The 24056-nt window shown below is 66.5% G+C and carries 21 protein-coding genes; 15 read left to right on the top strand and 6 right to left on the bottom strand.

What is annotated here, in order from left to right; translation table 11 throughout:
* Positions 1-45 precede the first annotated feature (45 nt).
* The 4 genes from hemW to rph are packed head-to-tail and all read right to left on the bottom strand — an operon-like array spanning position 46 to position 2930.
* Positions 46-1203: a radical SAM family heme chaperone HemW gene (hemW, locus tag AC1PLS_RS16390; protein WP_481103856.1), complete on the bottom strand. Its 1158-nt coding sequence runs from the start codon at positions 1201-1203 to the stop codon at positions 46-48.
* Between the two features lie 16 nt (positions 1204-1219).
* Entirely contained in the window at positions 1220-1819 is a 600-nt protein-coding gene (gene rdgB, locus AC1PLS_RS16385; RefSeq protein WP_016903568.1) for an RdgB/HAM1 family non-canonical purine NTP pyrophosphatase, read from the bottom strand.
* Positions 1816-2208 (bottom strand): VOC family protein, encoded by a 393-nt coding sequence (locus AC1PLS_RS16380; protein WP_184433612.1) that lies wholly within the window; start codon positions 2206-2208, stop codon positions 1816-1818. The genes rdgB and AC1PLS_RS16380 overlap by 4 nt, the downstream gene beginning before the upstream one ends.
* Entirely contained in the window at positions 2205-2930 is a 726-nt protein-coding gene (gene rph, locus AC1PLS_RS16375) for a ribonuclease PH (protein ID WP_024938119.1), read from the bottom strand. Before rph ends, AC1PLS_RS16380 begins: the two co-directional genes overlap by 4 nt.
* Before the next feature lie 109 nt (positions 2931-3039).
* Here rph and AC1PLS_RS16370 point away from each other — a divergent pair, with 109 nt between their 5' ends.
* From AC1PLS_RS16370 to AC1PLS_RS16355, 4 genes are all read left to right on the top strand, one after another.
* On the top strand, positions 3040-3900 hold the full coding sequence (locus AC1PLS_RS16370; protein WP_349777946.1) for a YicC/YloC family endoribonuclease: 861 nt from the start codon (positions 3040-3042) through the stop codon (positions 3898-3900).
* A gap of 151 nt (positions 3901-4051) precedes the next feature.
* The gene (gmk, locus tag AC1PLS_RS16365) at positions 4052-4663 is read left to right on the top strand and encodes a guanylate kinase (RefSeq protein WP_016903572.1); all 612 of its coding nucleotides are present in this window, start codon (positions 4052-4054) and stop codon (positions 4661-4663) included.
* 127 nt (positions 4664-4790) lie between these two features.
* Positions 4791-5090, top strand: coding sequence for a DNA-directed RNA polymerase subunit omega (rpoZ, locus tag AC1PLS_RS16360; RefSeq protein WP_002812428.1), 300 nt, complete (start codon positions 4791-4793; stop codon positions 5088-5090).
* 127 nt (positions 5091-5217) lie between these two features.
* A complete protein-coding gene (locus AC1PLS_RS16355; RefSeq protein ID WP_024938122.1) occupies positions 5218-7389 on the top strand; it encodes a RelA/SpoT family protein in 2172 nt (723 codons plus the stop codon).
* Between the two features lie 212 nt (positions 7390-7601).
* Here AC1PLS_RS16355 and AC1PLS_RS16350 read toward each other — a convergent pair whose 3' ends face one another.
* Positions 7602-8471, bottom strand: coding sequence for a LysR family transcriptional regulator (locus tag AC1PLS_RS16350; protein WP_046344132.1), 870 nt, complete (start codon positions 8469-8471; stop codon positions 7602-7604).
* Positions 8472-8767: 296 nt separating this feature from the next.
* Between AC1PLS_RS16350 and kdgD the strand changes: the two genes are divergently transcribed.
* From kdgD to AC1PLS_RS16295, 11 genes are all read left to right on the top strand, one after another.
* The gene (gene kdgD / locus AC1PLS_RS16345) at positions 8768-9685 is read left to right on the top strand and encodes a 5-dehydro-4-deoxyglucarate dehydratase (RefSeq protein WP_046344130.1); all 918 of its coding nucleotides are present in this window, start codon (positions 8768-8770) and stop codon (positions 9683-9685) included.
* Complete coding sequence (locus AC1PLS_RS16340) at positions 9685-11265, top strand: aldehyde dehydrogenase (NADP(+)) (protein WP_046344128.1); 1581 nt, start codon at positions 9685-9687, stop codon at positions 11263-11265. The genes kdgD and AC1PLS_RS16340 overlap by 1 nt, the downstream gene beginning before the upstream one ends.
* Before the next feature lie 116 nt (positions 11266-11381).
* A complete protein-coding gene (locus tag AC1PLS_RS16335; RefSeq protein ID WP_046344127.1) occupies positions 11382-12761 on the top strand; it encodes an MFS transporter in 1380 nt (459 codons plus the stop codon).
* Between the two features lie 19 nt (positions 12762-12780).
* Positions 12781-14136 (top strand): glucarate dehydratase, encoded by a 1356-nt coding sequence (gene gudD, locus AC1PLS_RS16330; RefSeq protein WP_081008578.1) that lies wholly within the window; start codon positions 12781-12783, stop codon positions 14134-14136.
* A 76-nt stretch (positions 14137-14212) separates the two neighbouring features.
* Complete coding sequence (locus AC1PLS_RS16325) at positions 14213-15484, top strand: OprD family porin (RefSeq protein WP_184433616.1); 1272 nt, start codon at positions 14213-14215, stop codon at positions 15482-15484.
* A gap of 35 nt (positions 15485-15519) precedes the next feature.
* The gene (garD, locus tag AC1PLS_RS16320) at positions 15520-17061 is read left to right on the top strand and encodes a galactarate dehydratase (RefSeq protein ID WP_184433618.1); all 1542 of its coding nucleotides are present in this window, start codon (positions 15520-15522) and stop codon (positions 17059-17061) included.
* Between the two features lie 616 nt (positions 17062-17677).
* Positions 17678-18058 (top strand): RidA family protein, encoded by a 381-nt coding sequence (locus tag AC1PLS_RS16315; protein ID WP_024938123.1) that lies wholly within the window; start codon positions 17678-17680, stop codon positions 18056-18058.
* A 29-nt stretch (positions 18059-18087) separates the two neighbouring features.
* On the top strand, positions 18088-20235 hold the full coding sequence (recG, locus tag AC1PLS_RS16310; protein ID WP_184433620.1) for an ATP-dependent DNA helicase RecG: 2148 nt from the start codon (positions 18088-18090) through the stop codon (positions 20233-20235).
* 128 nt (positions 20236-20363) lie between these two features.
* Positions 20364-21302: a nucleoside hydrolase gene (locus AC1PLS_RS16305; RefSeq protein ID WP_104555325.1), complete on the top strand. Its 939-nt coding sequence runs from the start codon at positions 20364-20366 to the stop codon at positions 21300-21302.
* 71 nt (positions 21303-21373) lie between these two features.
* Entirely contained in the window at positions 21374-21616 is a 243-nt protein-coding gene (locus AC1PLS_RS16300) for a type B 50S ribosomal protein L31 (protein WP_024938126.1), read from the top strand.
* A gap of 228 nt (positions 21617-21844) precedes the next feature.
* Positions 21845-23134, top strand: a complete 1290-nt coding sequence (locus AC1PLS_RS16295; protein ID WP_024938127.1) for a citrate synthase — start codon at positions 21845-21847, stop codon at positions 23132-23134.
* 102 nt (positions 23135-23236) lie between these two features.
* Here AC1PLS_RS16295 and AC1PLS_RS16290 read toward each other — a convergent pair whose 3' ends face one another.
* The gene (locus tag AC1PLS_RS16290) at positions 23237-23887 is read right to left on the bottom strand and encodes a hypothetical protein (protein WP_166770367.1); all 651 of its coding nucleotides are present in this window, start codon (positions 23885-23887) and stop codon (positions 23237-23239) included.
* Positions 23888-24056 lie beyond the last annotated feature (169 nt).

Genomic DNA, 24056 nt, shown 5'->3' with positions numbered 1-24056 from the left:
ACGGCGCGGCGTGCTGGCTGCTGTGCCGCGCCGTGATCGCCGCGATCAGCCCAGAAACAGCTCGACCACGTCATTGGTGAAGCGGCGGCCCAGCTCGGTCGGCACCACGCGTCCGTCCTGCGCGGTCATCCAGCCTTGTGCAATCGCGCGCGCCACAGGCAACTCGATGACCGAGGCATCCAGGCCGGTGGAGACTTCGAAATCGCGCAGGGCGAAGCCCTCGTGCAGGCGCAGCAGGTTGAGCATGTATTCGAACGGCAGCCGCTCACGCGGCACGATCTCGTCGCCGCCGATCGACGCCGCGCTGCCGGCGCTGGCCAGGTAACTCTGTGGGTGCTTGTGCTTCCAGCGTCGCAGCACATGCTGTTCGGCGCCGGAGCTGATCTTGCCGTGCGCCCCGGCGCCGATGCCCAGGTAATCGCCGAAGCGCCAGTAATTGAGATTGTGCGCGCATTGCCGCCCGGGCCTAGCGTAGGCGCTCACTTCGTACTGCGCGTAGCCGGCCTCGGCCAGCAGGCGCTGGCAATGCTCCTGCATGTCCCAGGCCGCATCGTCGTCGGGAATGCCCTTGGGCGGCCGCGCGAAGAACACCGTGTTCGGCTCCAGCGTGAGCTGGTAATGCGACAGGTGGGTGGGCTGCAGCGCGAAGGCGCGTTCGAGATCGCGCTCGGCCTGTGCCAGGGTCTGCTCGGGCAGCGCGTACATCAGGTCGATATTGAAATTGTCGTAGCCGGCATCCTGCGCCAGCTTGATCGCACGCTCGGCCTCGGCACTGTCGTGGATGCGACCCAGCCGCTGCAGCGCTACATCGTCGAAGGTCTGCACGCCGAAGCTCAGGCGGTTCACGCCGGCGGCGCGATAGCCGTCGAAGCGGCCATGCTCGGCGGTGCCTGGATTGGTTTCCAGGGTGATCTCCAGATTCGGTGCAAAGCGCAGCCGCGCGGCGGCGGCTTGCAGGAATCTGTCGATGGCTTCGGGCGGAAACAGGCTCGGCGTGCCGCCGCCGAAAAACACCGAATGCACCACGCGCCCCCACACCAGCGGCAGATCCGCATCCAGGTCGCGGATCAACGCATCCACGTAGTCCTCGAACGGCAGCACGCCCTTGGCCGCATGCGAGTTGAAATCGCAGTACGGGCATTTGCGCACGCACCAGGGCAGGTGCACGTAAAGCGACAGCGGCGGTGGAATCAGGTCGGGCACTGCGTCAGGCCATGGTTCACAGCGACAGGGCGTGCAGCTTGTGCTGCAGCGTGGCCAGCGCCACCGCACGGTGACTCAGCCGGTTCTTCAGCGCGGTATCCATCTCCGCAGCGGTCAGGCCATGCACCGGATCCAGGAACACCGGGTTGTAGCCAAAGCCGCCCGTGCCGCGTGGTTCGGTGGTGATCACCCCTTCCCAACTGCCTTCGGCGATCAGCGGTTGCGGATCTTCCGGGTGACGCAGCAGCACGATCACCGCGTAAAACCGCGCGCTGCGGCGCTCGGCCGGCACGGCGCGCATGGCGTCGAGCAGCTTGGCATTGTTGGCCTGCGCATCGGTCGGGCTGCCGGCATAGCGGGCGCTGTACAGGCCGGGTGCGCCGCCGAGCGCGTCGACGATCAGACCGGAGTCGTCGGCCAGTGCCGGCAGACCGGTGACCGCGCTGGCATGGCGTGCCTTGATCAAGGCGTTCTCGACGAAGGTCAGGCCGGTTTCCGGCACATCGTCCACGCCGAGCTCGCCTTGCGCCACGATGCGCAGCGGCAGGTCGGCGAGCATGGCGCGCAGTTCTTCCAGCTTGCCGGCGTTGCCGCTGGCCAGGACCAGTTGTTTCATTGCTTGGGCTCCAGCAGGTCCCACTTGGTGCCGTACAGATCGCGGAACACCACGACCGTGCCGTACGGTTCCTCGCGCGGGGTTTCCAGGAATTCCACCCCGAACGCCTGCATCGCCGCATGGTCGCGCCAGAAGTCGTCGGTGTAGAGAAAATGATCCACCCGCCCCCCGGTCTGGTCGCCGATGCGCGCGCGCTGGGCGGCGTCGGCCGGCTGCGCGAGCAGCAAGCCGGCGTCCTGCGCGCCACCCGGGCCGATCACCACCCAGCGCTTGTCGTCGCCAAGTGCGCGATCCTCCAGCACCTGGAAGCCCAGCGCGCCGGTGTACCAGGCGATCGCCGCGTCGTAATCGGCGACCAGCAGGGTGGTCAGGGCGATGCGCCGGCTCATCCGGCCAGTGCAGCGCGTTGCAGGGCGAACAGTTCGCTCATGCCTTGTTCGGCGAGTGCGAGCAGTGCATTGAGTTCGTCGCGGCGGAAGGCGTGGCCTTCGGCAGTGCCCTGCAGCTCGATGAAGCCGCCGCCGTCATTCATCACCACATTCATGTCGGTGTCGCAGTCGCTGTCTTCGGGGTAGTCCAGATCCAGCACCGGCTCGCCGCGATAGATGCCCACCGACACCGCGGCCACGGCGCCGATCAGCGGGTGCTTCTTGATGTCGCCGCGCTTGAGCAGCAGGTTCACCGCATCGGCCAGCGCCACGTAGGCGCCGGTGATCGCGGCGGTGCGGGTGCCGCCATCGGCCTGCAGCACGTCGCAGTCCAGGGTGATGGTGCGCTCGCCCAGGGCATTGCGATCCACACAGGCGCGCAGTGCGCGGCCGATCAGGCGCTGGATCTCCAGCGTGCGTCCGCCCTGCTTGCCGCGTGCGGCCTCGCGATCGGAACGGGTGTGGGTGGAGCGCGGCAGCATGCCGTATTCGGCGGTCACCCAGCCTTCGCCCTTGCCGCGCAGGAATCCGGGGACGCGGTTTTCCACGCTGGCGGTGCACAGCACGCGGGTGTCGCCGAAGCTGACCAGCACCGAGCCTTCGGCGTGACGGGTGAAGGCGCGTTCGATGCGCACCGGGCGCAGCTGGTCGGCCGTGCGGCCGCTGGGACGGGAAAAGGTCATGCGATGAGTCCGGAAGTCGGGAGGTGGGTCTGGGGCGGCGCGTGGCGGGGCGGTCAGCCAGCGCGGGCCGCTAGGGTACCATTCGCGCTTTGAAGGCACGGGACTGACGATGATTCGAAGCATGACCGCGTTTGCGGGTGGCGAACGCATCACGCCCTGGGGCACGCTCGGTTGCGAGCTGCGCTCGGTCAACCATCGGTTTCTGGAAGTGGGCGTGCGCCTGCCCGAAGAACTGCGTGCGCTGGAGCCGCTGCTGCGCGAGCGCGTGGCGGCGAAAAACAGCCGCGGCAAGCTGGATCTGGCGCTGCGCCTGCGCGCGCCGGACAACGCGCAGACCCTGGCCGTGAACGAATCGCTGCTGCAGGAACTGGGCGCACTGGCCACGCGCCTTGACGGCATGTTCCCCAAGCTGCAGGTCGGCTTCACCGATCTGCTGCAGCTGCCCGGCGTGCTGCAGGTGCAGGACGTGGACGCACCGGCATTGCAGGCGCAGGCCCTGGCATTGCTGGATGAGGTGGTGGACAGTTTCGTCGCCGCGCGCGAGCGCGAAGGCGCCAAGCTGGCCGATGCGATCAGCGAGCGGATCGATGCGATCGAACGTATCGCCGCCGAGGTGCGTACGCTGATTCCCGTCATCCGCGAAGGGCAGCGTGCCAAGCTGGCCGCCCGGCTGGCCGATCTGCCGCATCCGGTGGACCCGGGGCGCGCCGAGCAGGAACTGGTGCTGTGGCTGCAGAAGCTGGACGTGGACGAAGAGCTCGACCGCCTGTCCAGCCACATCGCCGAGATCCGCCGCGTGCTCAGGCAGCGCGAGCCGGTCGGCCGCCGCCTGGACTTCCTGCTGCAGGAATTCAACCGCGAAGCCAATACGCTCGGCTCCAAGTCGGTGGACAGCCGCACCTCCAACGCCGCGGTGGATCTGAAGGTGCTGATCGACCAGATCCGCGAGCAGGTGCAGAACATCGAGTAGCCGGGAGTGGTGATTGGGGATTCGGGATTGGTCGACGGCCATCCCGGGTTTCAGCGGGGCGCGGCCAATACCGGTAGCATATCGACCCCGGTGGTACCGGTCCGCAGCCCGTTCGCGAATCCCGACTCCCCAAGCCCGAATCCCTGACCCTATGCGCGGCACCCTCTATATCGTTGCGGCCCCTTCCGGCGCCGGCAAGAGCAGCATCGTCAACGCCACCCTGGCGCGTGATCCCAAGATCGCCTTGTCGATCTCGTTCACCTCGCGCGCGCCGCGGCCGGGCGAACGGCATGCCGAGCACTACCATTTCGTCTCCGCCGACGAGTTCCAGGGCATGATCGAAGCCGGCGACTTCTTCGAATACGCGCTGGTGCATGGCGACTGGAAGGGCACCGCGCGGCAGTCGGTGGAGCCGCAGCTGGCCGCAGGTCACGACGTGCTGCTGGAGATCGACTGGCAGGGCGCGCGCCAGGTGCGCCAGAAGGTGCCCGACGCGGTCAGCGTGTTCATCCTGCCGCCGTCGCGCCAGGCGCTGGACGAGCGCATGCGCAAGCGCGGCCAGGACAGCGAGGACGTGATGGCGCAGCGGCTGGCCGCTGCCCGCGAAGAGATGCTGCATTTCGAAGAGTTCGATTACGTCATCATCAACGAGACCTTCGACACCGCGGTCTCGGAGATGTGCGCGATCTTCACCGCCAGCCGGCTGCGCCGGCAGGCGCAACAGCAGCGGCACGCGGCGTTGATCCGGGCCTTGCTGGACTGAGCTGCTCAAATCCCTGATTCCAAAGGAAACTGAATGGGCCCAGGTTGCCGTGACGGCGGCCCGGGCGTACACTCCGCCCCCTTTCCCTCATTCGATGCGCGGCCGTTGCTGGTCGCCGGGAGCCCGCATGGCCCGCATTACCGTAGAAGATTGCCTGGAAGTCGTGAACAACCGTTTCGAGCTGGTCATGATGGCGTCCAAGCGCGCCCGTCAGCTCGCCAACGGCGTGCAGCCGTTGATCGAAAATGCCGACGCCAGCGACAAGCCCACCGTGATGGCACTGCGCGAGATCGCCGCACGCCGGATCGACAACGCGCTGATCGACGAAGTCGAGAAGGCCGAGCGCGAGCGCGCCGAACGCGAAGCGCTGGAATGGGCCGCTGCCGAAGTCGTTGCCGACGAAGACATGTCCAAGAACGACGATTGATTGTTCGCATCGCTGCGATCGATCTGAGCAGCCCGCCACGCGCGGGCTGTTTTCGTTTCAGGCCCGCTTTGGTGCCTGCAGTGTGCAAACGTTTGCCGTGACTGCGTTGCTGGCATAGTCTTCCGGCATGAACCCAGGCCCCACTGCCCAGGCGACCGTCGTGACGTCTCCGTCTTCCGACCAGGCCATCCCCGACTACGTCCTGCACTTCGAACGCGCGGCCAGCTACCTTCCCAAGGAGCAGCTGCCGATCCTGCGCCGTGCCTGGGAAGTGGGCGCCAGCGCGCATGCCGGCCAGACCCGTAAGTCGGGCGAGCCGTACATCACCCATCCGGTCGCGGTGGCCGGCGTACTCGCCGAGCTCGGCCTGGACATGGAATCGCTGATCGCCGCGATCCTGCACGACACCATCGAAGACACCCCGCTGACCCGCGAAGAGCTGGCGTCGGAATTCGGTGAAGCGGTGGCCGAGCTGGTCGATGGCGTCACCAAGCTGGACAAGCTCAAGTTCCGCGACCGCCAGGAAGCGGCGGCGGAGAGCTTCCGCAAGATGCTGCTGGCGATGTCGCGCGACCTGCGCGTGATCATGATCAAGCTGGCCGACCGCCTGCACAACATGCGCACGCTGGGCGCGCAGAGCAGCGAGGCGCGCAGCCGCATCGCGCGCGAAACGCTGGAAATCTACGCGCCGATCGCCCAGCGCCTGGGCATGAGCCTGATCAAGTCCGAGCTGCAGAACCTGGGCTTCCGCGCGCTGTATCCGTGGCGTCACGCCATCATCGAAAAACATATCCGCAGCCAGCCGGTGGTGCGGCGCGAATCGATGGCGCAGGTGGAAGTGCAGCTGTCGCAGCGGCTGGCCAAGGAAGGGCTGGAGCACCGCCTGGTCAGCCGCATCAAGACGCCCTGGAGCATCTATTCCAAGATGCACGAAGAGAACAAGTCCTTCGACCAGGTGATGGATGTGTTCGGCTTCCGCCTGGTGGTGCGTTCGGTGGCCGATTGCTATCACGCGCTGGGCGCGGTGCATGCCACCTTCAAGCCGCTGGACGGGCGCTTCCGCGATTTCATCGCCATCCCCAAGGCCAACGGCTATCAGTCGCTGCACACCGTGTTGTTTGGCCCGTATGGCTCGCCGATCGAAGTGCAGATCCGCACCGAGGAGATGGACCTGATCGCCGAACGCGGGGTGGCTGCGCACTGGACCTACAAGGTCGGCTCGGCCTCGCCCAATAGCGCGCAGAGCCGCGCGCACGACTGGATCGTGGAGCTGATCGATTCGCAACGCGCGGCGGGCTCGTCGCTGGAGTTCCTGGACAACGTCAAGGTCGACCTGTTCCCGGACGAGGTCTATCTGTTCACGCCCAAGGGCAAGATCCTGGCGCTGCCGCGCAACTCCACCGCGCTGGATTTCGCCTATGCGGTGCACACTGACGTGGGCAACCGCGCGGTCGCCTCGCGGGTGGACAAGAAGCTGGTGCCGCTACGCACCAAGCTGGTCAGCGGGCAGGCGGTGGAAATCATCACCGCGCGCTCGGCCACGCCCAAGCCGCAGTGGCTGGAGTTCGTGGTCAGCAGCAAGGCGCGTACCGCGATCCGCCACCAGCTCAAGCAGCTCGAACACGAAGACGCCGTGCAGCTCGGCCACCGCATGCTCGATCGCGCGCTGGAAGCGATGGACAGCTCGCTGGAGCGGCTGCCCAAGGGCCGCCTGGACGCCTTCCTCACCGAGCACCGCTATCCACGCCTGGAAGCCTTGCTGGCCGACGTGGCGCTGGGCAACTGGATGCCGACCCAGGCCGCGCAGGCGCTGATGGCCTACGCCGAATTGCGCGGTGGCGGCCACTCCAAGCATTCGCACGAAAAGATCCTGATCGACGGCAGCGAGCGCGGCGTGATCAGCTTCGCCAACTGTTGCCAGCCGATTCCCGGCGACGAAATCATGGGTTACCACACCGCCGGCAAGGGCATCGTGGTGCACCGTCTGGACTGCCCCAACCTGGCCGAGCTGCGCAAATCGCCCGAACGCTGGGTGCCGATCGACTGGGATTCCAGCGTCAGTGGCGACTACGACACCGCCTTGATCGTCGAGGTGGAAAACCGCACCGGCGTGCTGGCCCAGCTGGCTGCGGCGATTGCGCAGAGCCAGTCCAATATCGAGCGCGTGGATTACCTGGACCGCGATTTCAACGCGGCGGTGCTGCGCTTCAACATCCAGGTCCGCGACCGCCGCCATCTGGCCGAAGTGATGCGCCGGCTGCGGCGCCTGCATGTGGTGCAGAGCGTGGGGCGGCAGTAGAAGCGGCGAGCAGACCGTGGCGAGCAGTCGTCAGGTGGCTGTCGGCGTCGCGCTCAAAGCCGGCGTGTACGCGTGGTCCATGCCGCACCGGGCACCGGTCGCACCCGCCCGGCGGTGCGCAGTCGTGTTGCCAGTTGCTTCGAATCCGGTCCCCGCGTTGGACAGTGGCTGCGCTGCCGTGCGTCTGTGACAGCGCACGCGCCTTGCCCGGCTCAGGCGATCAAACGACCCAGCGCAGGGTTGTCGTTATCCTGTTTCCACACCAGGTGCAGCTCCACCGGCGTGGCAGGGGTTTCCTCGCGCAGCGGCAGGTACACGATGCCGGCGTAACGCAGGCCGCTGGCGCCTTCGGGCACCAGCGCCATGCCCATGCCGCCGCGTACCAGCGCCAGCACCGAATGAATCTGGCTGACGTATTGCACCGAGCGCGGCGCGATGCCGCGCGCACCGAACAATTGCGCCAGCAGATCGTAGAAATAACGCGCCTCGTCCGGTGCGTAATTGACCAGCGGCTGGCCGTGGAAATCCTGCAGACGCAGGCTGTCGCGGTGCGCCAGCGGCGAGTCTTCCGGCAGCGCGGCGATCAGCGGTTCGCGTGCCACGCAGCGGCTGTGCAGGCCCTGGCGTTGGATCGGCGGGCGCAACAGGCCGATATCCAGCCGGCCTGCATCCAGTGCGTCCAGTTGCGCCAGGCTGACCATCTCCTTGAGTTGCAGATCCACATCCGGCGCTTGCCTGCGCCACCGCGCGATGGCCTCGGGCAGGAAGCGGTAACTGGCACCTGCGGTGAAACCCACCGACACGTTACCGGCATCGCCGGTGCCGATCCGGCGCGCGCGCAGGCCGGCGTTTTCGGCCATGCGCAGGATCGCGCGCGCTTCGGCAAGCAGGCTGCGCCCGGCCTGGGTCAGCCGCACATGCCGGCTGTTGCGCTCTAGCAGCGCGGTGCCGACGCTGTGCTCCAGCAACTGAATCTGCCGGCTGAGCGGCGGCTGGGTCATGTTCAGGCGCTCGGCCGCGCGACGGAAGTGCAGTTCGTCGGCGACGGCGACAAAGCAACGCAGTTGCTGCAGATCGAACATGGGGGACGGGCCTCGCATGGCAAAACAGGTGAATTGATGCTGCACCCGCAACATCCTTCCGCCGCCAGCGCCGATGAATAGGCGCTGCCACGCCAACGACCACGTTGGCGGGCGCAGCCGGCCATAATTACGTACTGTCGAAAAAGCGTTGCAAAGCAGCCATTTGCGGCGCACTACATCGATTGATGATGCTATTGATTCAACTTGTGTATCAAACAATACGTCCTTTGGTTTGGACCGGCAACGATCTGCGTTTCTAGGATCAACCGCATCCCCCGCCCAGGAGCGTTTGTCCGATGAGCAGCAGATACACCCCTTCCGAAATGGCCCAAGCACTTGGCGCCGGGCTGTTGTCGTTTCCGGTGACCCATTTCGATGCCGACCTGGCCTTTGACGAACCCGCCTACCGCAGCAATCTGGACTGGCTGTCCTCGCACCCGGCTGCGGGGCTGTTTGCCGCCGGCGGCACTGGTGAGCTGTTTTCGCTGACGCTGGATGAAGTGAATCGCGCCGTGCGAGCAGCGGTGACCCAGACCGCCGGCCGCATGCCGGTCATCGCACCGGCCGGTTACGGCACCGCGATCGCCATGGAGATGGCGCAGGCTGCCGAGCGCAATGCTGCCGACGGCATCCTGCTGTTTCCGCCGTACCTCACCGAGTGCGATGCCGATGGCGTGGCCGACCATGTCGAGCGCGTCTGCAAGGCGACCAGGCTGGGCGTGATCGTCTACGGCCGCGCCAACGCCAAGCTCGACGACGTGACGCTGGCGCGGGTGGCCGAGCGTTGCCCCAACCTGGTGGGCTACAAGGACGGCATCGGCGATGTGGATCGCATGACCCGCATCTACGCACGCCTTGGCGACCGATTGCTCTACGTGGGCGGACTGCCCACCGCCGAAACCTTCGCGCTGCCGTATCTGGAAATGGGCGTGACCACGTATTCGTCGGCCATCTTCAATTTCCTGCCCGAGTGGGCGCTGACGTTTTATGCAGCGGTGCGTGCGCGCGACCACGTCACCATCTACCGCGAGCTCAATGACTTCGTGTTGCCGTACACCGTGCTGCGCAATCGCCGCGCCGGTTATGCGGTGTCGATCGTCAAGGCCGGCATGCGCGCGGTCGGCCGCCCGGCCGGTCCGGTCCGCACGCCGCTGGCCGACCTCAACGAGGACGAATTCGCCCAGCTCAAGCAACTGATTGGAGGACGCCGCTGATGCACAGCATCACGGGCCAATCGCTGATCGGGCAGCGCGACGTGCGCGGCGCAGGGGAGGAATTTCATGCGCTGGATGCGGCCAGCGGTGCGGCATTGCAGCCGGCATTCGGCTCGGTGAGCGCACAGGATCTGGAACAGGCCTGTGCGTTGGCGCGGGCGGCGTTCGATCGTTACCGCGAAACGACGCTGGACGCGCGCGCAGTCTTCCTGGAAACCATCGCCGAGCAGATCCTGGCACTGGGCGATGCCTTGATCGAACGCGCCATGCACGAAAGCGGCCTGCCGCGCCCGCGCCTGGAAGGCGAGCGGGGGCGCACGGTGGGGCAGCTGCGCCTGTTCGCCAACGTGGTGCGCGAAGGAAGCTGGCTGCAGGCGCGGATCGACCCGGCGCTGCCGCAACGCACGCCATTGCCGCGTGCGGATCTGCGGCAGCGGCATATCGCGCTGGGGCCGGTGGCGGTGTTCGGTGCCAGTAATTTCCCGCTGGCATTCTCGGTGGCCGGTGGCGATACCGCCTCGGCACTGGCGGCCGGCTGCCCGGTGGTGGTCAAGGCGCACAGCGCGCATCCGGGGACTTCGGAATTGGTGGGCCGTGCGATCCAGGCGGCGGTGGCGCAATGCGGCCTGCCCGAGGGCGTGTTCTCACTGCTGTTCGACGCCGGCATCGAGATCGGTGCACGACTGGTCGCCGACGCGCGCATCAAGGCGGTGGGTTTCACCGGCTCGCGGGCCGGCGGCATGGCGCTGGTCAAGATTGCCGCCGCACGCCGCGAGCCGATTCCGGTGTATGCGGAGATGAGCGCGATCAATCCGGTGTATCTGTTGCCGCAGGCGCTGCAGGCGCGCGCATCGGATCTGGGCAAAGCGTTCGTCGGCTCGCTGACCCTGGGCAGCGGGCAGTTCTGCACCAATCCCGGCTTGCTGCTGGCGATCGATTCGCCGGCGCTGGATGCATTTGTCGCATCCGCAACGCAAACGCTGCAGGCCGTGTCGCCGGCAGCGATGCTCACCGCAGGCATTGGCCAGGCCTACGCGCAAGGCGTGCAGCGTCTGGCCGCGCACCCGCAGGTCAGCACGCTGGCACGCGGCGCTGCGGCGGACGCCGGGCGCTGTCCGGCGGCGTTGTTCGGCACCGACGCCGATGCCTTCCTGGCCGATGAAGCGCTGCAGGCCGAAGTCTTCGGCGCCTCGTCGCTGCTGGTGCGTTGCAGGGACATCGAACAGCTGCGTGCGCTGAGCGAGCACCTGGAAGGCCAGCTCACCGCCACCTTGCACATGGAGGTGGGCGATACCGAACTGGCCGCCGCATTGCTGCCGGTGCTGGAGCGCAAGGCCGGACGCATCCTGGTCAACGACTGGCCCACCGGTGTGGAGGTCTGCCACGCGATGGTGCACGGCGGCCCGTTCCCGGCCACCTCCGACAGCCGCAGCACCTCGGTCGGCACGCTGGCGATCGATCGCTTCCTGCGCCCGGTCTGCTACCAGGATCTGCCGGCTGCGCTGTTGCCTGCCGCCGTCGCGCACGACAACCCGCTCGGGCTATGGCGACGCGTCGATGGCGCGCTGGGACACGACTGACGGCTGCCGCAGCAACGATGCCTGAGGCGTGCCGGAGGAGGGTCCGGTACGCCATCCGCAGGCGCAACGTGGAGTACCGAAGCGCAGTGCGCTTCCATCGTCATAGGTGAGGAACGATGATGGCTATCGATTCAAAAACGGTCGGTTCAACGACGGTTCCGCGCAGGCGCTACCTGATCTTGCTGATGCTGTTCGTGGTCACCACGATCAACTATGCCGATCGCGCCACCTTGTCCATCGCCGGTTCCGCGGTCCAGGATGCGCTGGGCATCGACGCGCTGCAGATGGGCTTCATTTTTTCTGCGTTCGGTTGGGCATATGTGGCCGGGCAGATTCCCGGCGGCTGGTTGCTCGATCGCTTTGGCTCGCGGCGCGTGTACGGCCTGTCGCTGCTGATCTGGTCGCTGTTCACCGCCTTGCAGGGCTTTATCGACTGGGTGCCGGTGACCTGGGCGGTCACCACGCTGTTCGTGCTGCGCTTTCTGGTCGGCATCGCCGAAGCGCCGTCGTTCCCGGGCAATAGCCGCATCGTGGCGGCCTGGTTTCCCACTGCAGAGCGCGGTCTGGCTGCGTCGATCTTCAATTCCGCGCAGTACTTCGCCACGGTGGCGTTCGCGCCGTTGATGGGCTGGCTGGTGCATGCCTGGGGCTGGGAGCATGTGTTTCTGGTGATGGGCGCGGCTGGCGTGTTGCTGGCGCTGGTGTGGCGCAAGACCATCTATGCCCCGCGCGAACATCCGCGCCTGAGCGCGCAGGAACTGGACTACATCCAGCGCAACGGCGCGCTGGTGGACATGGAGCAGGGCAACAAGCCCGGCCGCCAGCCCAAGGGCACGCAATGGCATTACGCCAAGCAGTTGTTGTGCAACCGCATGTTGCTGGGCGTGTACATCGGCCAGTACTGCATCACCACGCTGACGTATTTCTTCCTGACCTGGTTTCCGGTGTATCTGGTCAAGGAGCGCGGCATGTCGATCCTGGAAGCCGGATTTGTGGCCTCGTTGCCGGCGGTGTGCGGTTTCATCGGTGGCGTGCTGGGTGGCTATGTGTCCGACCGTATGGTGCGGCGCGGCTACTCGCTCACCGTCGCGCGCAAGACGCCGATCGTTGTCGGCATGTTGATGTCGGTGACGATGATCGGCTGCAACTATGTGCAGGCCGAATGGATGGTGGTCGGGCTGATGGCGCTGGCCTTCTTCGGCAAGGGCATCGGCGCACTCGGCTGGGCGGTGGTGGCCGACACCTCGCCCAAGGAAATCGCCGGCCTGTCCGGTGGCCTGTTCAATACCTTCGGCAATATCGCCGGCATCACCACGCCGATCGTCATCGGCTACATCGTCTCCACCACCGGCACCTTCGAGTGGGCGCTGGTCTTCGTCGGGCTCAATGCCTTGCTGGCGGTGGTGTCCTATCTGGTGGTGGTGGGCGAAATCAAGCGCGTGGAACTCAAGGCGCCGCCCGGCGGCCCGTCCATGCCCGTGCCCGCAACGCTGTGACCGTCCTGGGAGACTTTCGATGACTATCCACACCGCACCTGCAAGCATCGGCGCCACGCCGCGCATCACCGACATCCGCGTGGTGCCCGTCGCCGGGCAGGACAGCATGCTGCTCAACCTCAGTGGCGCACACGCGCCGTACTTCACCCGCAATGTGCTGGTGCTGCGCGATTCGTCCGGACGCACCGGCGTGGGCGAAGTGCCTGGTGGCGCGGCCATCGCCGGCTTGCTGCAGGAAGCAGCGCCGCTCATTCGCGACCGCTCCATCGCCGAGTATCAGCGCATCCTCAATCAGGTGCGCACCGCCTTTGCCGACCGCGACAGCGCCGGCCGTGGCCTGCAGACCTTCGATCTGCGTATCACCATCCATGCGGTGACGGCCATCGAGTCGGCGTTGCTGGATCTGCTCGGGCAATTCCTCGACCAGCCTGTCGCTGCCTTGCTCGGTGAAGGCCAGCAACGCAGCGCCGTGGATGTGCTGGGCTATCTGTTTTTCATCGGCGACCGGCGGAAGACTGCGTTCGACTATCGCGACGGCAGCGGTGCCCGCGATGACTGGGAGGCTGTGCGGGACCAGGAGGCCTTGACGCCGGCATCGGTGGTGCGCCTGGCCGAAGCGGCCTACGAGAAATACGGCTTCCGCGATTTCAAGCTCAAGGGCGGCGTGCTGCGCGGCGAAGACGAAATCGACGCCATTGTCGCGTTGCACGCGCGGTTTCCGCAGGCGCGCATCACCCTCGATCCCAATGGCGCGTGGTCGCTGGATCAGGCCATCGCCCTGTGCCGCGGCATGCACGGCGTGATGGCCTACGCCGAAGATCCGTGCGGTGCGCAGGATGGGTATTCCGGGCGCGAGATCATGGCCGAATTCCGTCGCGCCACCGGCTTGCCGACCGCCACCAACATGATCGCCACCGACTGGCGGCAGATGGGCCACGCCATCCAGTTGCAGTCGGTGGATATCCCGCTGGCCGACCCGCATTTCTGGACGTTGCAGGGCTCGGTACGAGTGGCGCAACTGTGCCGCGACTGGGGCCTGACCTGGGGCTCGCATTCCAACAACCATTTCGATATTTCGCTGGCGATGTTCACCCATGTCGCCGCCGCAGCGCCTGGGCGGGTGACCGCGATCGATACGCACTGGATCTGGCAGGACGGCCAACGCCTGACCCACGACCCATTGCAGATCGTCGGCGGCCAGATCCAGGTGCCGGCAAAGCCGGGCCTGGGTGTGGAGCTGGACATGGACGCGCTGGAGGCCGCGCATCGCACCTATCAAAGCCTGAGCCTGGGCGCGCGCGACGATGCCGCCGCCATGCAGGCGCTGATCCCCAATTGGACCTTCGACAACAAGCGGCCCTGTCTGGTGCGCTGAAGCGCCCCGATGCCTGCCGCCGGAGCGCCGGCAGCAGCGTACGGCCGCCAGTTCACCGCAGGTGGAGAACCGAGTAATGAAAAGCATGATGGCGATCAGCGGCGCTGCGCTGCTGGCGGTCGGCGCGGCCGGGCGTGCGCGTGCGCAACAACCCGATGAGGGGTTCTGGAATGGCGCAACGGCCGAAGTCACCGCACTCAACTTCTACTACAACCGCGATTTCCGCAGCGGCGAAGGGCAGGGCAAGCGTGCCGAGTGGGCGCAGGGGTTTGTGGTCGATGCCCGTAGCGGCTATACCCGCGGGCCGGTCGGCGCGGGCCTGGATCTGCTGGGTATCGGCGATTTCAAGCTCGATGGCGTGCGCGCCGAAGGCGGCACCGGCCTGCTGCCCAGCAACGACGACGGTACTGCGCAACATGCGCTGACGCGGGTGGCACCCACGCTCAAACTGCGCGCCTCGCAAACCGAAGTGAAGTGGGGCAGCTTCATTCCCAACGAGCCGCTGGTGCGCGCCAGCATCACCCGCATCATGCCGGAAACATTCCAGGGCGTGACGCTGGAATCCAAGGACGTGCCAAAGCTCGATCTGCTGCTCGCGCGCTTCACCAGCGCCTGGTATCGCGATGGCGATTCGCGCGTCCCCATCACCTTGACCAACAAAAATCGCCGTTTTCTGGGCACGCCGGATTCGGATGCGTTGAATCTGCTCTCGGCAACCTACAGCGTCGTGCCCGGCACGCAACTGCGCTATCAGGGCGCGGTGATGGAAGACATCTACCGGCAGCAGCTCTATAACCTGATCCAGACGCACACCTTCGGCAAGGACCAGCTGCGTGTGGATCTGCGGTATTTCCGTACCGATGACATCGGCCAGTCGCGTGCCGGGCCGATCGACAACCGCATGTTCAGCAGCATGCTGTCCTGGCGCACGGGCGGGCACGAATTCGGCGCCGGCTATCAACGCCTGTCCGGCCCCAGCGCCATGCCCTGGCCGGGCGGCACCGACGGCAATGTCTTCAACTGGACCTTCATCAACGACTTTCTCGAACGCGGCGAGCGCAGCTGGCAGCTGCGTTACAGCATCGATGGCAAGAGCATCGGCATCCCCGGTCTCAGCGTCATGGCGCGCTACATCAATGGCGACCATGCGCAGCCGGCCACCTATGCCGGCCAAGGCCGCGAGTGGGCCCGCGATGTCTTGACCACCTATCAATTCCAGAGCGAGCGCTTCAAGCACTTGAGCGTCATCTGGTTCAACGGCACCTTCCGCTCCAATTACCAGCGCAATGTCGATGAAAACCGCTTGATCCTGCAGTACCGCCGTCAGTTCGACAGCCCCGACCGGTAATGCACTCCACCCCACGCCTGCAAGGTAGCCCCACGATGTCCGCAACCCAGCAACCCACCCGTTGGGTCAGCATCCGCGCCCATGCGCGCGACAACGTCGCCATCGTCGTCAACGATGACGGCGCGCCGGCCGGCGCCACCTTTCCGGATGGGCTCACCGCCGTCGAACACATTCCGCAGGGGCACAAGATGGCGCTACGCGACCTGGCCGCCGGCGCGCCGGTGATCCGCCTGGGCGCGGTGATCGGCACTGCCAATGCCGACATCGCACGCGGGGCCTGGGTGAGCGAGCAATTGCTGGCGATGCCCGAAGCGCCCGATCTGGCCGCGCTGGATCTGTCGCTGCAGCCGGCACCCGCACCCGCGCCCTTGGATGGCTACACCTTCCAGGGGTATCGCAACCGGGATGGCAGTGTCGGCACGCGCAACATCCTGGGCATCATGACCAGCGTGCAGTGCGTGGTGGGCGTGCTCGGCCACGCGGTGGAGCGCATCCGCACCGAGCTGCTGCCCAAGTATCCCAATGTCGACGATGTGGTGGCGATCAATCACGTCTATGGTTGCGGCGTGGCAATCACCGCGCCGGAGGCCATCATCCCCATCCGCACGCTGCGCAATATCGCGCGCAGCCCCAACTTCGGCGGGCAGGCGCTGATCGTGGGCCTGGGCTGCGAGAAACTCGCGCCCGAGCGCCTGCTGCCGGACGATGCCAGCGCCGACGACAGCGGCGTCTACCGTCTGCAGGAAGCCAGCCTGGGCTTTGCCGACATGGTCGGTTCGATCATGGCCATGGCCGAAGAACGCCTGCGCCATCTGGACCTGCGTCGGCGCGAAACCGTGCCGGCCAGCGAACTGGTGGTAGGCATGCAGTGCGGCGGCAGCGATGCGTTTTCCGGCGTGACCGCCAACCCGGGCCTGGGCGTGGCGGCGGACCTGCTGGTACGCGCCGGTGCCACGGTGATGTTTTCGGAAAACACCGAGGTGCGCGATGGCATCCATCTGCTGGTGCCGCGCGCGGCCAATGCCGATGTCGCCAGGGCGCTGGTACGCGAAATGGCCTGGTACGACGCCTACCTGGCACGCGGCCAGGCCGACCGCAGTGCCAACACCACCCCGGGCAACAAGAAGGGCGGGCTGGCCAACATCGTGGAGAAGGCGATGGGCTCGATCGCCAAGTCCGGCTCCTCGGCGATCAACGGCGTGGTGCCGCCTGGCGAGCGGGTCAAGGGGCGCGGGCTGCAGTATTGCGCCACCCCGGCCAGCGATTTCGTCTGCGGCACCTTGCAGGTTGCGGCGGGCATGAACCTGCACGTATTCACCACCGGGCGCGGAACGCCCTACGGCCTGGGCATGGTGCCGGTGATCAAGGTGGCTACCCGCAGCGAATTGGCGCAGCGCTGGTCCGACCTGATGGACATCGATGCCGGCGGCGTGGCGACCGGCGACAAGACGCTGGAGCAATTGGGCTGGGAGTTGTTCCGGCGCTATCTGGACGTGGCCAGCGGCCAGCGCACCTGGACAGAGCACCACCGCCTGAACAACGATCTGGCCTTGTTCAATCCGGCGCCGATCACCTAGCCCTGCCGGTTTTCCGCAGTGGCGGGCCGCTGGGTGGCGCAGCGCTCAGGCCGACTGTTGCGCCGCCGCGCAGGAGGCGATGTTCCCGAGTCGGTAGCAATGATGCGGCGCTGCACGTCTCTCGGTGTCGTGACCGCCCCCGTGCGTCGTGACGACCCCGCGGCACAGGTCGCACCCCAGGAGCATCGCGCGCCGCAGCGCTGCCGCACCACAGTGCAACGCATTTGGCGTGGCTTCGCCCGGGCCTTCACCCAAGCCCTCTTTCGCAGGACAGTGGCCAGCGTTTCCAGCGGAAGAGGGGCTAGCGTCCAGCAAAAGAGGGGCGCGCCGTTCCCTTCTCCCTTCGGAAGAAGGTGCCCCGTCGGGGCGGATGAGGGGACGTGCGCAGCCTCGTGCTCCGTCGCGCGGCCTCCAGCGGCGCACGCGCACAGCCTCACCACGCCATCGCGCGCGCGCGGGCAGACACCAGCCCATTGCAAGATGCCCAGCCCACCGGGCAACACGCCGCTACGCCGGCGCCCAACGCCTGCGCGCCGTCACCGCCCACGCCCCATTCGCCCGTCAATGGCAGGCGCCGATACAATGCGCGTTCGTTTTCAGTGTTGATGGAGTCGCCATGTCCCAGATCATCCATACCGACCAGGCGCCTGCCGCCATTGGCCCGTATTCGCAGGCCGTGCGTGCCGGCAACACGGTGTATTTCTCCGGGCAGATCCCGCTGGACCCGGCCACCGGCGAGATCGTGCCGGGCGATGTCGGCGTGCAGGCACGTCGCGCGTTCGACAACCTCAAGGCGGTGGCCGAAGCCGCCGGTGGCTCGCTCGACAAGATCGTGCGGTTGGGCCTGTACCTCACCGATCTCGGTCAGTTCGCCGCCGTCAACGCAGTGATGCAGGAGTATTTCCAGGCGCCGTTCCCGGCGCGTTCGACCATCGAGGTCTCCGGCCTGCCCAAGGGTGCCGGCTTCGAGGTCGACGCGGTGATGGTGCTCGACTGATCCAGCTCGTCTGACTCGAGCGCCCTGCCGTGCCGCGCGTAGCGACCTTCACCCCGCGCCTGGCCGTTGCAGGCCAGGCCTCGCTTGCCAGCCTGCCCGGCGTCGGCCCCAAGGTGGCCGAGAAATTCGCTGCGCGCGGCATCTCGACGCTACAGGATCTGTGGCTGCATCTGCCGTTGCGCTACGAAGACCGCACCCGGCTGACCACGATCGCGCAGTTGCAGAGCGGCGTGCCGGCGCAGATCGAAGGGCGTGTGGATGCGGTGGAGCGCGGCTTCCGTTACCGGCCGGTGTTGCGGGTGGCGGTCTCGGACGAGTCGCACGGCAGCGTGGTGCTGCGCTTCTTCCATTTCCGCGCGGCGCAGGTCGCGCAGTTCGCACCGGGCACGCGGCTGCGGGTGTTCGGCACGCCCAAGCCGGGACAGAACGGCTGGGAAATCGTGCACCCCAGTTACCGCGTGCTGGCACCGGGCGAGGATGCCGGGCTGGGCGACAGCCTGGATCCGGTCTATCCGGTGCTGGAAGGCGTGGGCCCGGCCACGTTGCGCAAACTCATCGGCCAGGCGCTGGAGCGCTTGCCGGCCGAGGCCGCGCTGGAACTGCTGCCGCCGCATTGGCTGCAGGACGAACAACTGCCCTCGCTGCGCAGCGCGCTGCTGACCATGCATCGCCCGCCGGTGAACACCGACCCGCAGCAACTGCTCGCAGGCGGGCATCCGGCCCAGCAGCGTTTGGCGATCGAAGAGCTGCTGGCGCATCAGCTCAGCCTGCGTCGCCAGCGCATCGCCTTGCAGCGCTTCCGCGCACCGCTGCTGCCTGGCAACGGCACCCTGGTGCGGCAACTGCGCGCGGCGTTGCCGTTCCAGCTTACCGGTGCGCAGCAGCGCGTGTTCGCGCAGATTGCCCGCGATCTGGCAAAACCGTCGCCGATGCTTAGGCTGGTGCAGGGCGATGTCGGCAGCGGCAAGACCGTGGTCGCCGCATTGGCGGCGATGCTGGCGGTGGAGCAGGGCAAGCAGGTCGCACTGGCCGCGCCGACCGAGCTGCTGGCCGAGCAGCACCTGACCAATCTGCGTGGCTGGTTGGAACCGCTGGGCGTGCGCATCGTCTGGCTGGCCGGCAAGGTCACCGGCAAGGCACGCGCTGCGGCGATGGCCGAGGTGGCCTCCGGCCAGGCGCAGGTGGTGGTCGGTACCCACGCCCTGATGCAGGACGCGGTGGTCTTCCACGATCTGGCGCTGGCCATCATCGACGAGCAGCACCGCTTCGGCGTGCATCAGCGCCTGGCCTTGCGCGACAAGGGTGCGGCCGCCGGCAGCGTGCCGCATCAGTTGGTGATGACCGCCACGCCGATCCCGCGTACCCTGGCGATGTCCACCTATGCGGATCTGGATGTCTCGGCCATCGACGAGCTGCCGCCCGGGCGCACGCCGGTGCAGACCATCGTGCTCAGTGCCGAGCGCCGGCCGGACCTGGTCGAGCGCATCCGCGCCGCTTGCGCCGAAGGGCGCCAGGCGTATTGGGTCTGCACCTTGATCGAAGAAAGCGAAGAGCCCGGCAAGGGCGCGCCCCCCGGTGGCCCGCCGAGGATCGAGGCCCAGGCGGCGGAGGCCACCTTCGAAGCGCTGTCCGCGCAATTGCCCGGCGTGCGCGTGGCGCTGGTGCACGGGCGCATGAAGGCGGCGGAAAAACAGAAGGCGATGCTGGATTTCAAGCAGGGCCTTACCGATCTGCTGGTCGCCACCACGGTGATCGAGGTCGGCGTGGACGTGCCCAATGCCTCGCTGATGATCATCGAGAATGCCGAGCGCCTGGGTCTGGCGCAGTTGCACCAGTTGCGCGGCCGGGTCGGTCGCGGCGCGGCCGCGTCCAGCTGCGTGCTGCTGTACCAGGCCCCGTTGTCGATGATGGCGCGGCAACGCCTGGAAACCATGCGCCAGACCAACGACGGCTTCGTGATCGCAGAAAAGGATCTGGAGCTGCGTGGTCCCGGCGAATTGCTGGGCACGCGGCAGACCGGCCTGGCCACTTTCCGCATCGCCGATCTCACCCGCGATGCCGGGCTGCTGCCGCGCGTGCAGGTGCTCGCCGAACGGCTGCTGGCCGAAGCGCCGGACATTGCCGACCGCGTGGTCGCGCGCTGGATCGGCAGCGCGGTGCGTTATGCCGCGGCTTGAGTGGCGGGGATTGGGGATTCGGGATTGGGGATTGGTCAGAGCTGGCTGCTGCGGCCTGTAGGTTCGCGTGACCGGCCGATCCTTGCGAAGATGCGGCAACGAATCCCGAATGACCAATCTCCGATCCTATGACCAAAAAGATACCGCTGCTGATCGACACCGACCCGGGCGTGGACGACGCGCTGGCCTTGCTGATGGCCTTCAACGACACCCGGCATGAGGTCGTTGGGCTGACCATCGCCGCCGGCAACGTGGGCCTGGAGCACACCGTGCGCAACGCCTTGAAGGTGTGCGAGATTGCCGGGCGCGACGATGTGCCGGTCTATGCGGGCTGCCCGCAGCCGCTGCTGCATCCCTCGGTGGACGCGGCGCATGTGCATGGCATCGACGGCTTCGGCGATGTCGGCCTGGCGCCGGCCAAGCGCACTGCCGAGACCGAGCACGCCGCGCTGGCCATCCTGCGCCTGTCGCACGAATACGCCGGCGAGCTGCTGCTGGTCGCGCTCGGTCCGCTGACCAATCTGGCCCTGGCCCTGACGCTGGATCCGACCCTGCCGCAGCGCGTGGCGCGGCTGGTGGTGATGGGCGGGGCGCTGACCGGGCACGGCAACATCACCGCCGCGGCCGAATTCAATATCGGCTTCGACCCGGAAGCGGCACATATCGTATTCCGCGGTTTTCCGCAGTTCGACGTGGCCGACTGGGAAGCCACCATCGCGCACGGGCTGCTGCATCGCGATGTCGAGCAATGGCTGGCGGCAGACTCCGCGCAGGCACGGTTCTACGAAGAGATTTCGCGCAAGACCCGGCTGTGGTCCGAAGACAGCCGTGGCGAGCACTGGTACGCCGCCGACGCGCTGGCGATGGCGTTCGCGCTGCATCCGGAGGGCGCGCAGCGGCTGGAGCAGCGGCCGGTGCATATCGAGCTGACCGGTACGCACACCCGCGGCATGACCCTGGTGGACTGGGAGCGCCGGGATGGCAACCCCGACAATGCCAACCTGCTGCTGGACTACGATCGCCCGCAATTCTTCGGCCTGGTCGCGGCGGCGCTGGCGGCGGGCTAGGGCGATCTTGCGCCGGGCGTCTGGAGGCCGCTATAATGCCCGGCTTATCCAGGCAGCCCGGCGCCAAGTCCATGAAAGATAACGTTCATCCCAGCTACAACGACGTCGTCTTCCACGACGTGACGTCCGATTTCAAGATTCTGACCCGTTCCACCATGAGCTCGAAAGAGACCGTGAAGTGGGAAGACGGCCAGGAATACCCGCTGATCAAGGTGGATATCTCCTCGGCCTCGCACCCGTTCTATACCGGCAAGCACAAGGTGATCGACACCGGCGGCCGGATCGACAAGTTCCAGAAGCGCTACGCGCGCTGAGCTTGCAGGACGGGCTGTACCGGCAGCGGCCGCGCATTGCGCGGCCGTTGTTTTTTGGGCGGCGGCAACTTCGTTTTCACGCCTTCGACGGGGCGTCTACGACTTCTGTCCAAGCGACGGCCAAAATGTTGCTGTGCGATAATGACGTGATCCGGGGCGATGCCCTGGACTTCCATCACGTGCCTGCCCATTTGGTGACAGGCGCCTTCCACTGAAGGAGCGTACACAGTGTCCGATCTTGATCAGGTCACGCTCAACGCCGGCGACAAGTCGGTCGTTCTGCCGGTTCTCAAGCCCACGCTTGGCAATGATTGCGTCGATATTTCAAAGCTGACCAAAGAAACCGGTCTGTTCACCTACGACTCGGGCTTTACCGCCACCGCCAGCTGCAAGTCGGCCATCACCTACATCGATGGCGACAACGGCGTGTTGCTGTATCGCGGCTACCCGATCGAACAGTTGGCCGAGAAGTCCAGCTTCCTCGAAGTCTCGTACCTGCTGATGAACGGCGAGCTGCCGACCGCGGACGAATTCAAGAAGTTCGACCACGAAGTCACGCATCACACGATGATGCACGAGTCGCTGAAGAACTTCCTCGGTGGCTTCCGGCATGACGCCCACCCGATGGCCATGCTGGCCGGTTCGGTCGCCTCGCTGTCGGCGTTCTACCACGACACCCTGGACCTCAACGATCCGGAGCAGCGCCGCCAGGCCGCCATCCGTCTGATCGCCAAGGTGCCGACCCTGGCTGCTGCCGCGTACCGCTATTCGATCGGCTGGCCGATCCGCTACCCGCGCAACAACCTCAACTACGTCGACCGCTTCCTGCACATGATGTTCGAAGTGCCGAGCGAGCCGCTGGAGATCAATCCGGTGGTGGCCAAGGCGCTGGATCTGCTGTTCATCCTGCATGCCGATCACGAGCAGAACGCCTCGACCTCGACCGTGCGTCTGGTCGGTTCGACCGGTGCCAACCCGTACGCCTCGGTCGCAGCGGGCATCACCGCGCTGTGGGGCCCGGCACATGGTGGCGCCAACGAAGCCGTGCTGAAGATGCTGGAAGAGATCGGCACCGCCGACAACGTCGAGTCGGCCGTGGCCAAGGCCAAGGACAAGAACTCCTCGTTCCGTCTGATGGGCTTCGGTCACCGCGTCTACAAGAACTTCGACCCGCGCGCCAAGATCATCCGCGAGATGACCCACAAGGTGCTGGGCGAACTGGGCGTCAACGATCCGCTGCTGGAAGTGGCGCTGAAGCTGGAAGAAGCCGCGCTGAAGGACGACTACTTCGTGCAGCGCAAGCTGTACCCGAACGTCGACTTCTACTCGGGCCTGATCTACAAGGCGCTGAACATCCCGGTGGAAATGTTCACCGTGATGTTTGCCATCGCACGCACCGCCGGCTGGGTGTCGCATTGGCTGGAGCAGCAGGTCGACCCGGAAATGAAGATCGGCCGTCCGCGCCAGATCTACACCGGCTACGACAAGCGCGACTACACCGACGCCGGCCAGCGCTAAGCGCCTGCGGTTGTCTGCTTGAACGAACGCCCCGCATTGCGGGGCGTTTGCTTTTGCGGGTTGGCGTTGTGGTCAGTGGTCACGCGTCATGGCGCGCTGCGCTCAGCGCGTGCGCGGCAGGGTGTGGCCACCATCCTCTTCTGCCAACAACTGACGCAACTGGGCGGCCGAGGCGCGCTGCATCGGTTTTTCGTCCAGCTGCGACAGCGGTGCCTGGCGCAGGGCATCGTACGGCAGCACGGTCAGGTCGAAGCTCAGTTCCTCGGCACTGAACAGCCAGACCGGGAACTCGGCCGTGCGCTCGCGGTCCAGGCGCAGCCGGCGCGTACGCGATTCGGCCGGAATGCGGTGTTCCTCCAGGAAGCGCTGCACGGCGTCGGCATCGTCGCTGTGCAACTGCAGCTGCACCGGCGCATTGGCGTCGGCCGTGCCATCGAGCACCGGGCCGGTCAGGCGCGGCTGGAACGGGCTAAGAAACTCCAGCGCACGCAATGCGGCTTCGCGACGTTGGCGCAGCCGTAGCCCGTGCGCAGGCCCGGCGAACAGGCGCTGGTGCTCGCGCAACGCATCTTCGATCTCGCGGTTGCGCGGCAGCGATGCGTCGTCGTGGATGCCTAGCCGGCTGGCCGCCTTGAGCTTGGCCTGATGAAAATCGCGGATGCCACCCTCGGCCATCAGCCGGGCCGCTTCGTGCGCCAGGCGATGGCGACGTTCTCGGGTTCGCGTATCGGCGTGTTCGCGCGCGTGATGCATGACCGGGCTCCCCTAATGAACCTGGTTCGACTCTACAACAGCGGCATGAAGAGGTGGCGAATGCCCCGTGTTCCCTGCAAGGGCAATCACGCAACGGTGATTACCCGTTGCCTTCTACTGAACTGAAGGCAGTCGATTCCGCGGACCCGATCGGGGAATCGAGCGGACG

Source organism: Xanthomonas sp. NCPPB 3218, assembly GCF_056725185.1.
The sequence above is the reverse complement of the archived record's forward strand: the minus strand, read 5'-3'. Positions and strand labels throughout refer to the sequence as shown.

Bases quoted from the DNA above. Each gene is read 5' to 3' on its own strand.
- AC1PLS_RS16340 (WP_046344128.1), top strand. From the start codon at position 9,685: ATGCACAGCATCACGGGCCAATCGCTGATCGGGCAGCGCGACGTGCGC.
- AC1PLS_RS16300 (WP_024938126.1), top strand. From the start codon at position 21,374: ATGAAAGATAACGTTCATCCCAGCTACAACGACGTCGTCTTCCACGAC.
- gmk (WP_016903572.1), top strand. From the start codon at position 4,052: ATGCGCGGCACCCTCTATATCGTTGCGGCCCCTTCCGGCGCCGGCAAG.
- rph (WP_024938119.1), bottom strand. From the start codon at position 2,930: ATGACCTTTTCCCGTCCCAGCGGCCGCACGGCCGACCAGCTGCGCCCG.
- rdgB (WP_016903568.1), bottom strand. From the start codon at position 1,819: ATGAAACAACTGGTCCTGGCCAGCGGCAACGCCGGCAAGCTGGAAGAA.
- AC1PLS_RS16355 (WP_024938122.1), top strand. From the start codon at position 5,218: ATGAACCCAGGCCCCACTGCCCAGGCGACCGTCGTGACGTCTCCGTCT.
- AC1PLS_RS16370 (WP_349777946.1), top strand. From the start codon at position 3,040: ATGATTCGAAGCATGACCGCGTTTGCGGGTGGCGAACGCATCACGCCC.
- AC1PLS_RS16325 (WP_184433616.1), top strand. From the start codon at position 14,213: ATGAAAAGCATGATGGCGATCAGCGGCGCTGCGCTGCTGGCGGTCGGC.
- AC1PLS_RS16350 (WP_046344132.1), bottom strand. From the start codon at position 8,471: ATGTTCGATCTGCAGCAACTGCGTTGCTTTGTCGCCGTCGCCGACGAA.
- AC1PLS_RS16290 (WP_166770367.1), bottom strand. From the start codon at position 23,887: ATGCATCACGCGCGCGAACACGCCGATACGCGAACCCGAGAACGTCGC.
- garD (WP_184433618.1), top strand. From the start codon at position 15,520: ATGTCCGCAACCCAGCAACCCACCCGTTGGGTCAGCATCCGCGCCCAT.
- AC1PLS_RS16335 (WP_046344127.1), top strand. From the start codon at position 11,382: ATGATGGCTATCGATTCAAAAACGGTCGGTTCAACGACGGTTCCGCGC.
- kdgD (WP_046344130.1), top strand. From the start codon at position 8,768: ATGAGCAGCAGATACACCCCTTCCGAAATGGCCCAAGCACTTGGCGCC.
- gudD (WP_081008578.1), top strand. From the start codon at position 12,781: ATGACTATCCACACCGCACCTGCAAGCATCGGCGCCACGCCGCGCATC.
- AC1PLS_RS16315 (WP_024938123.1), top strand. From the start codon at position 17,678: ATGTCCCAGATCATCCATACCGACCAGGCGCCTGCCGCCATTGGCCCG.
- AC1PLS_RS16305 (WP_104555325.1), top strand. From the start codon at position 20,364: ATGACCAAAAAGATACCGCTGCTGATCGACACCGACCCGGGCGTGGAC.
- AC1PLS_RS16380 (WP_184433612.1), bottom strand. From the start codon at position 2,208: ATGAGCCGGCGCATCGCCCTGACCACCCTGCTGGTCGCCGATTACGAC.
- rpoZ (WP_002812428.1), top strand. From the start codon at position 4,791: ATGGCCCGCATTACCGTAGAAGATTGCCTGGAAGTCGTGAACAACCGT.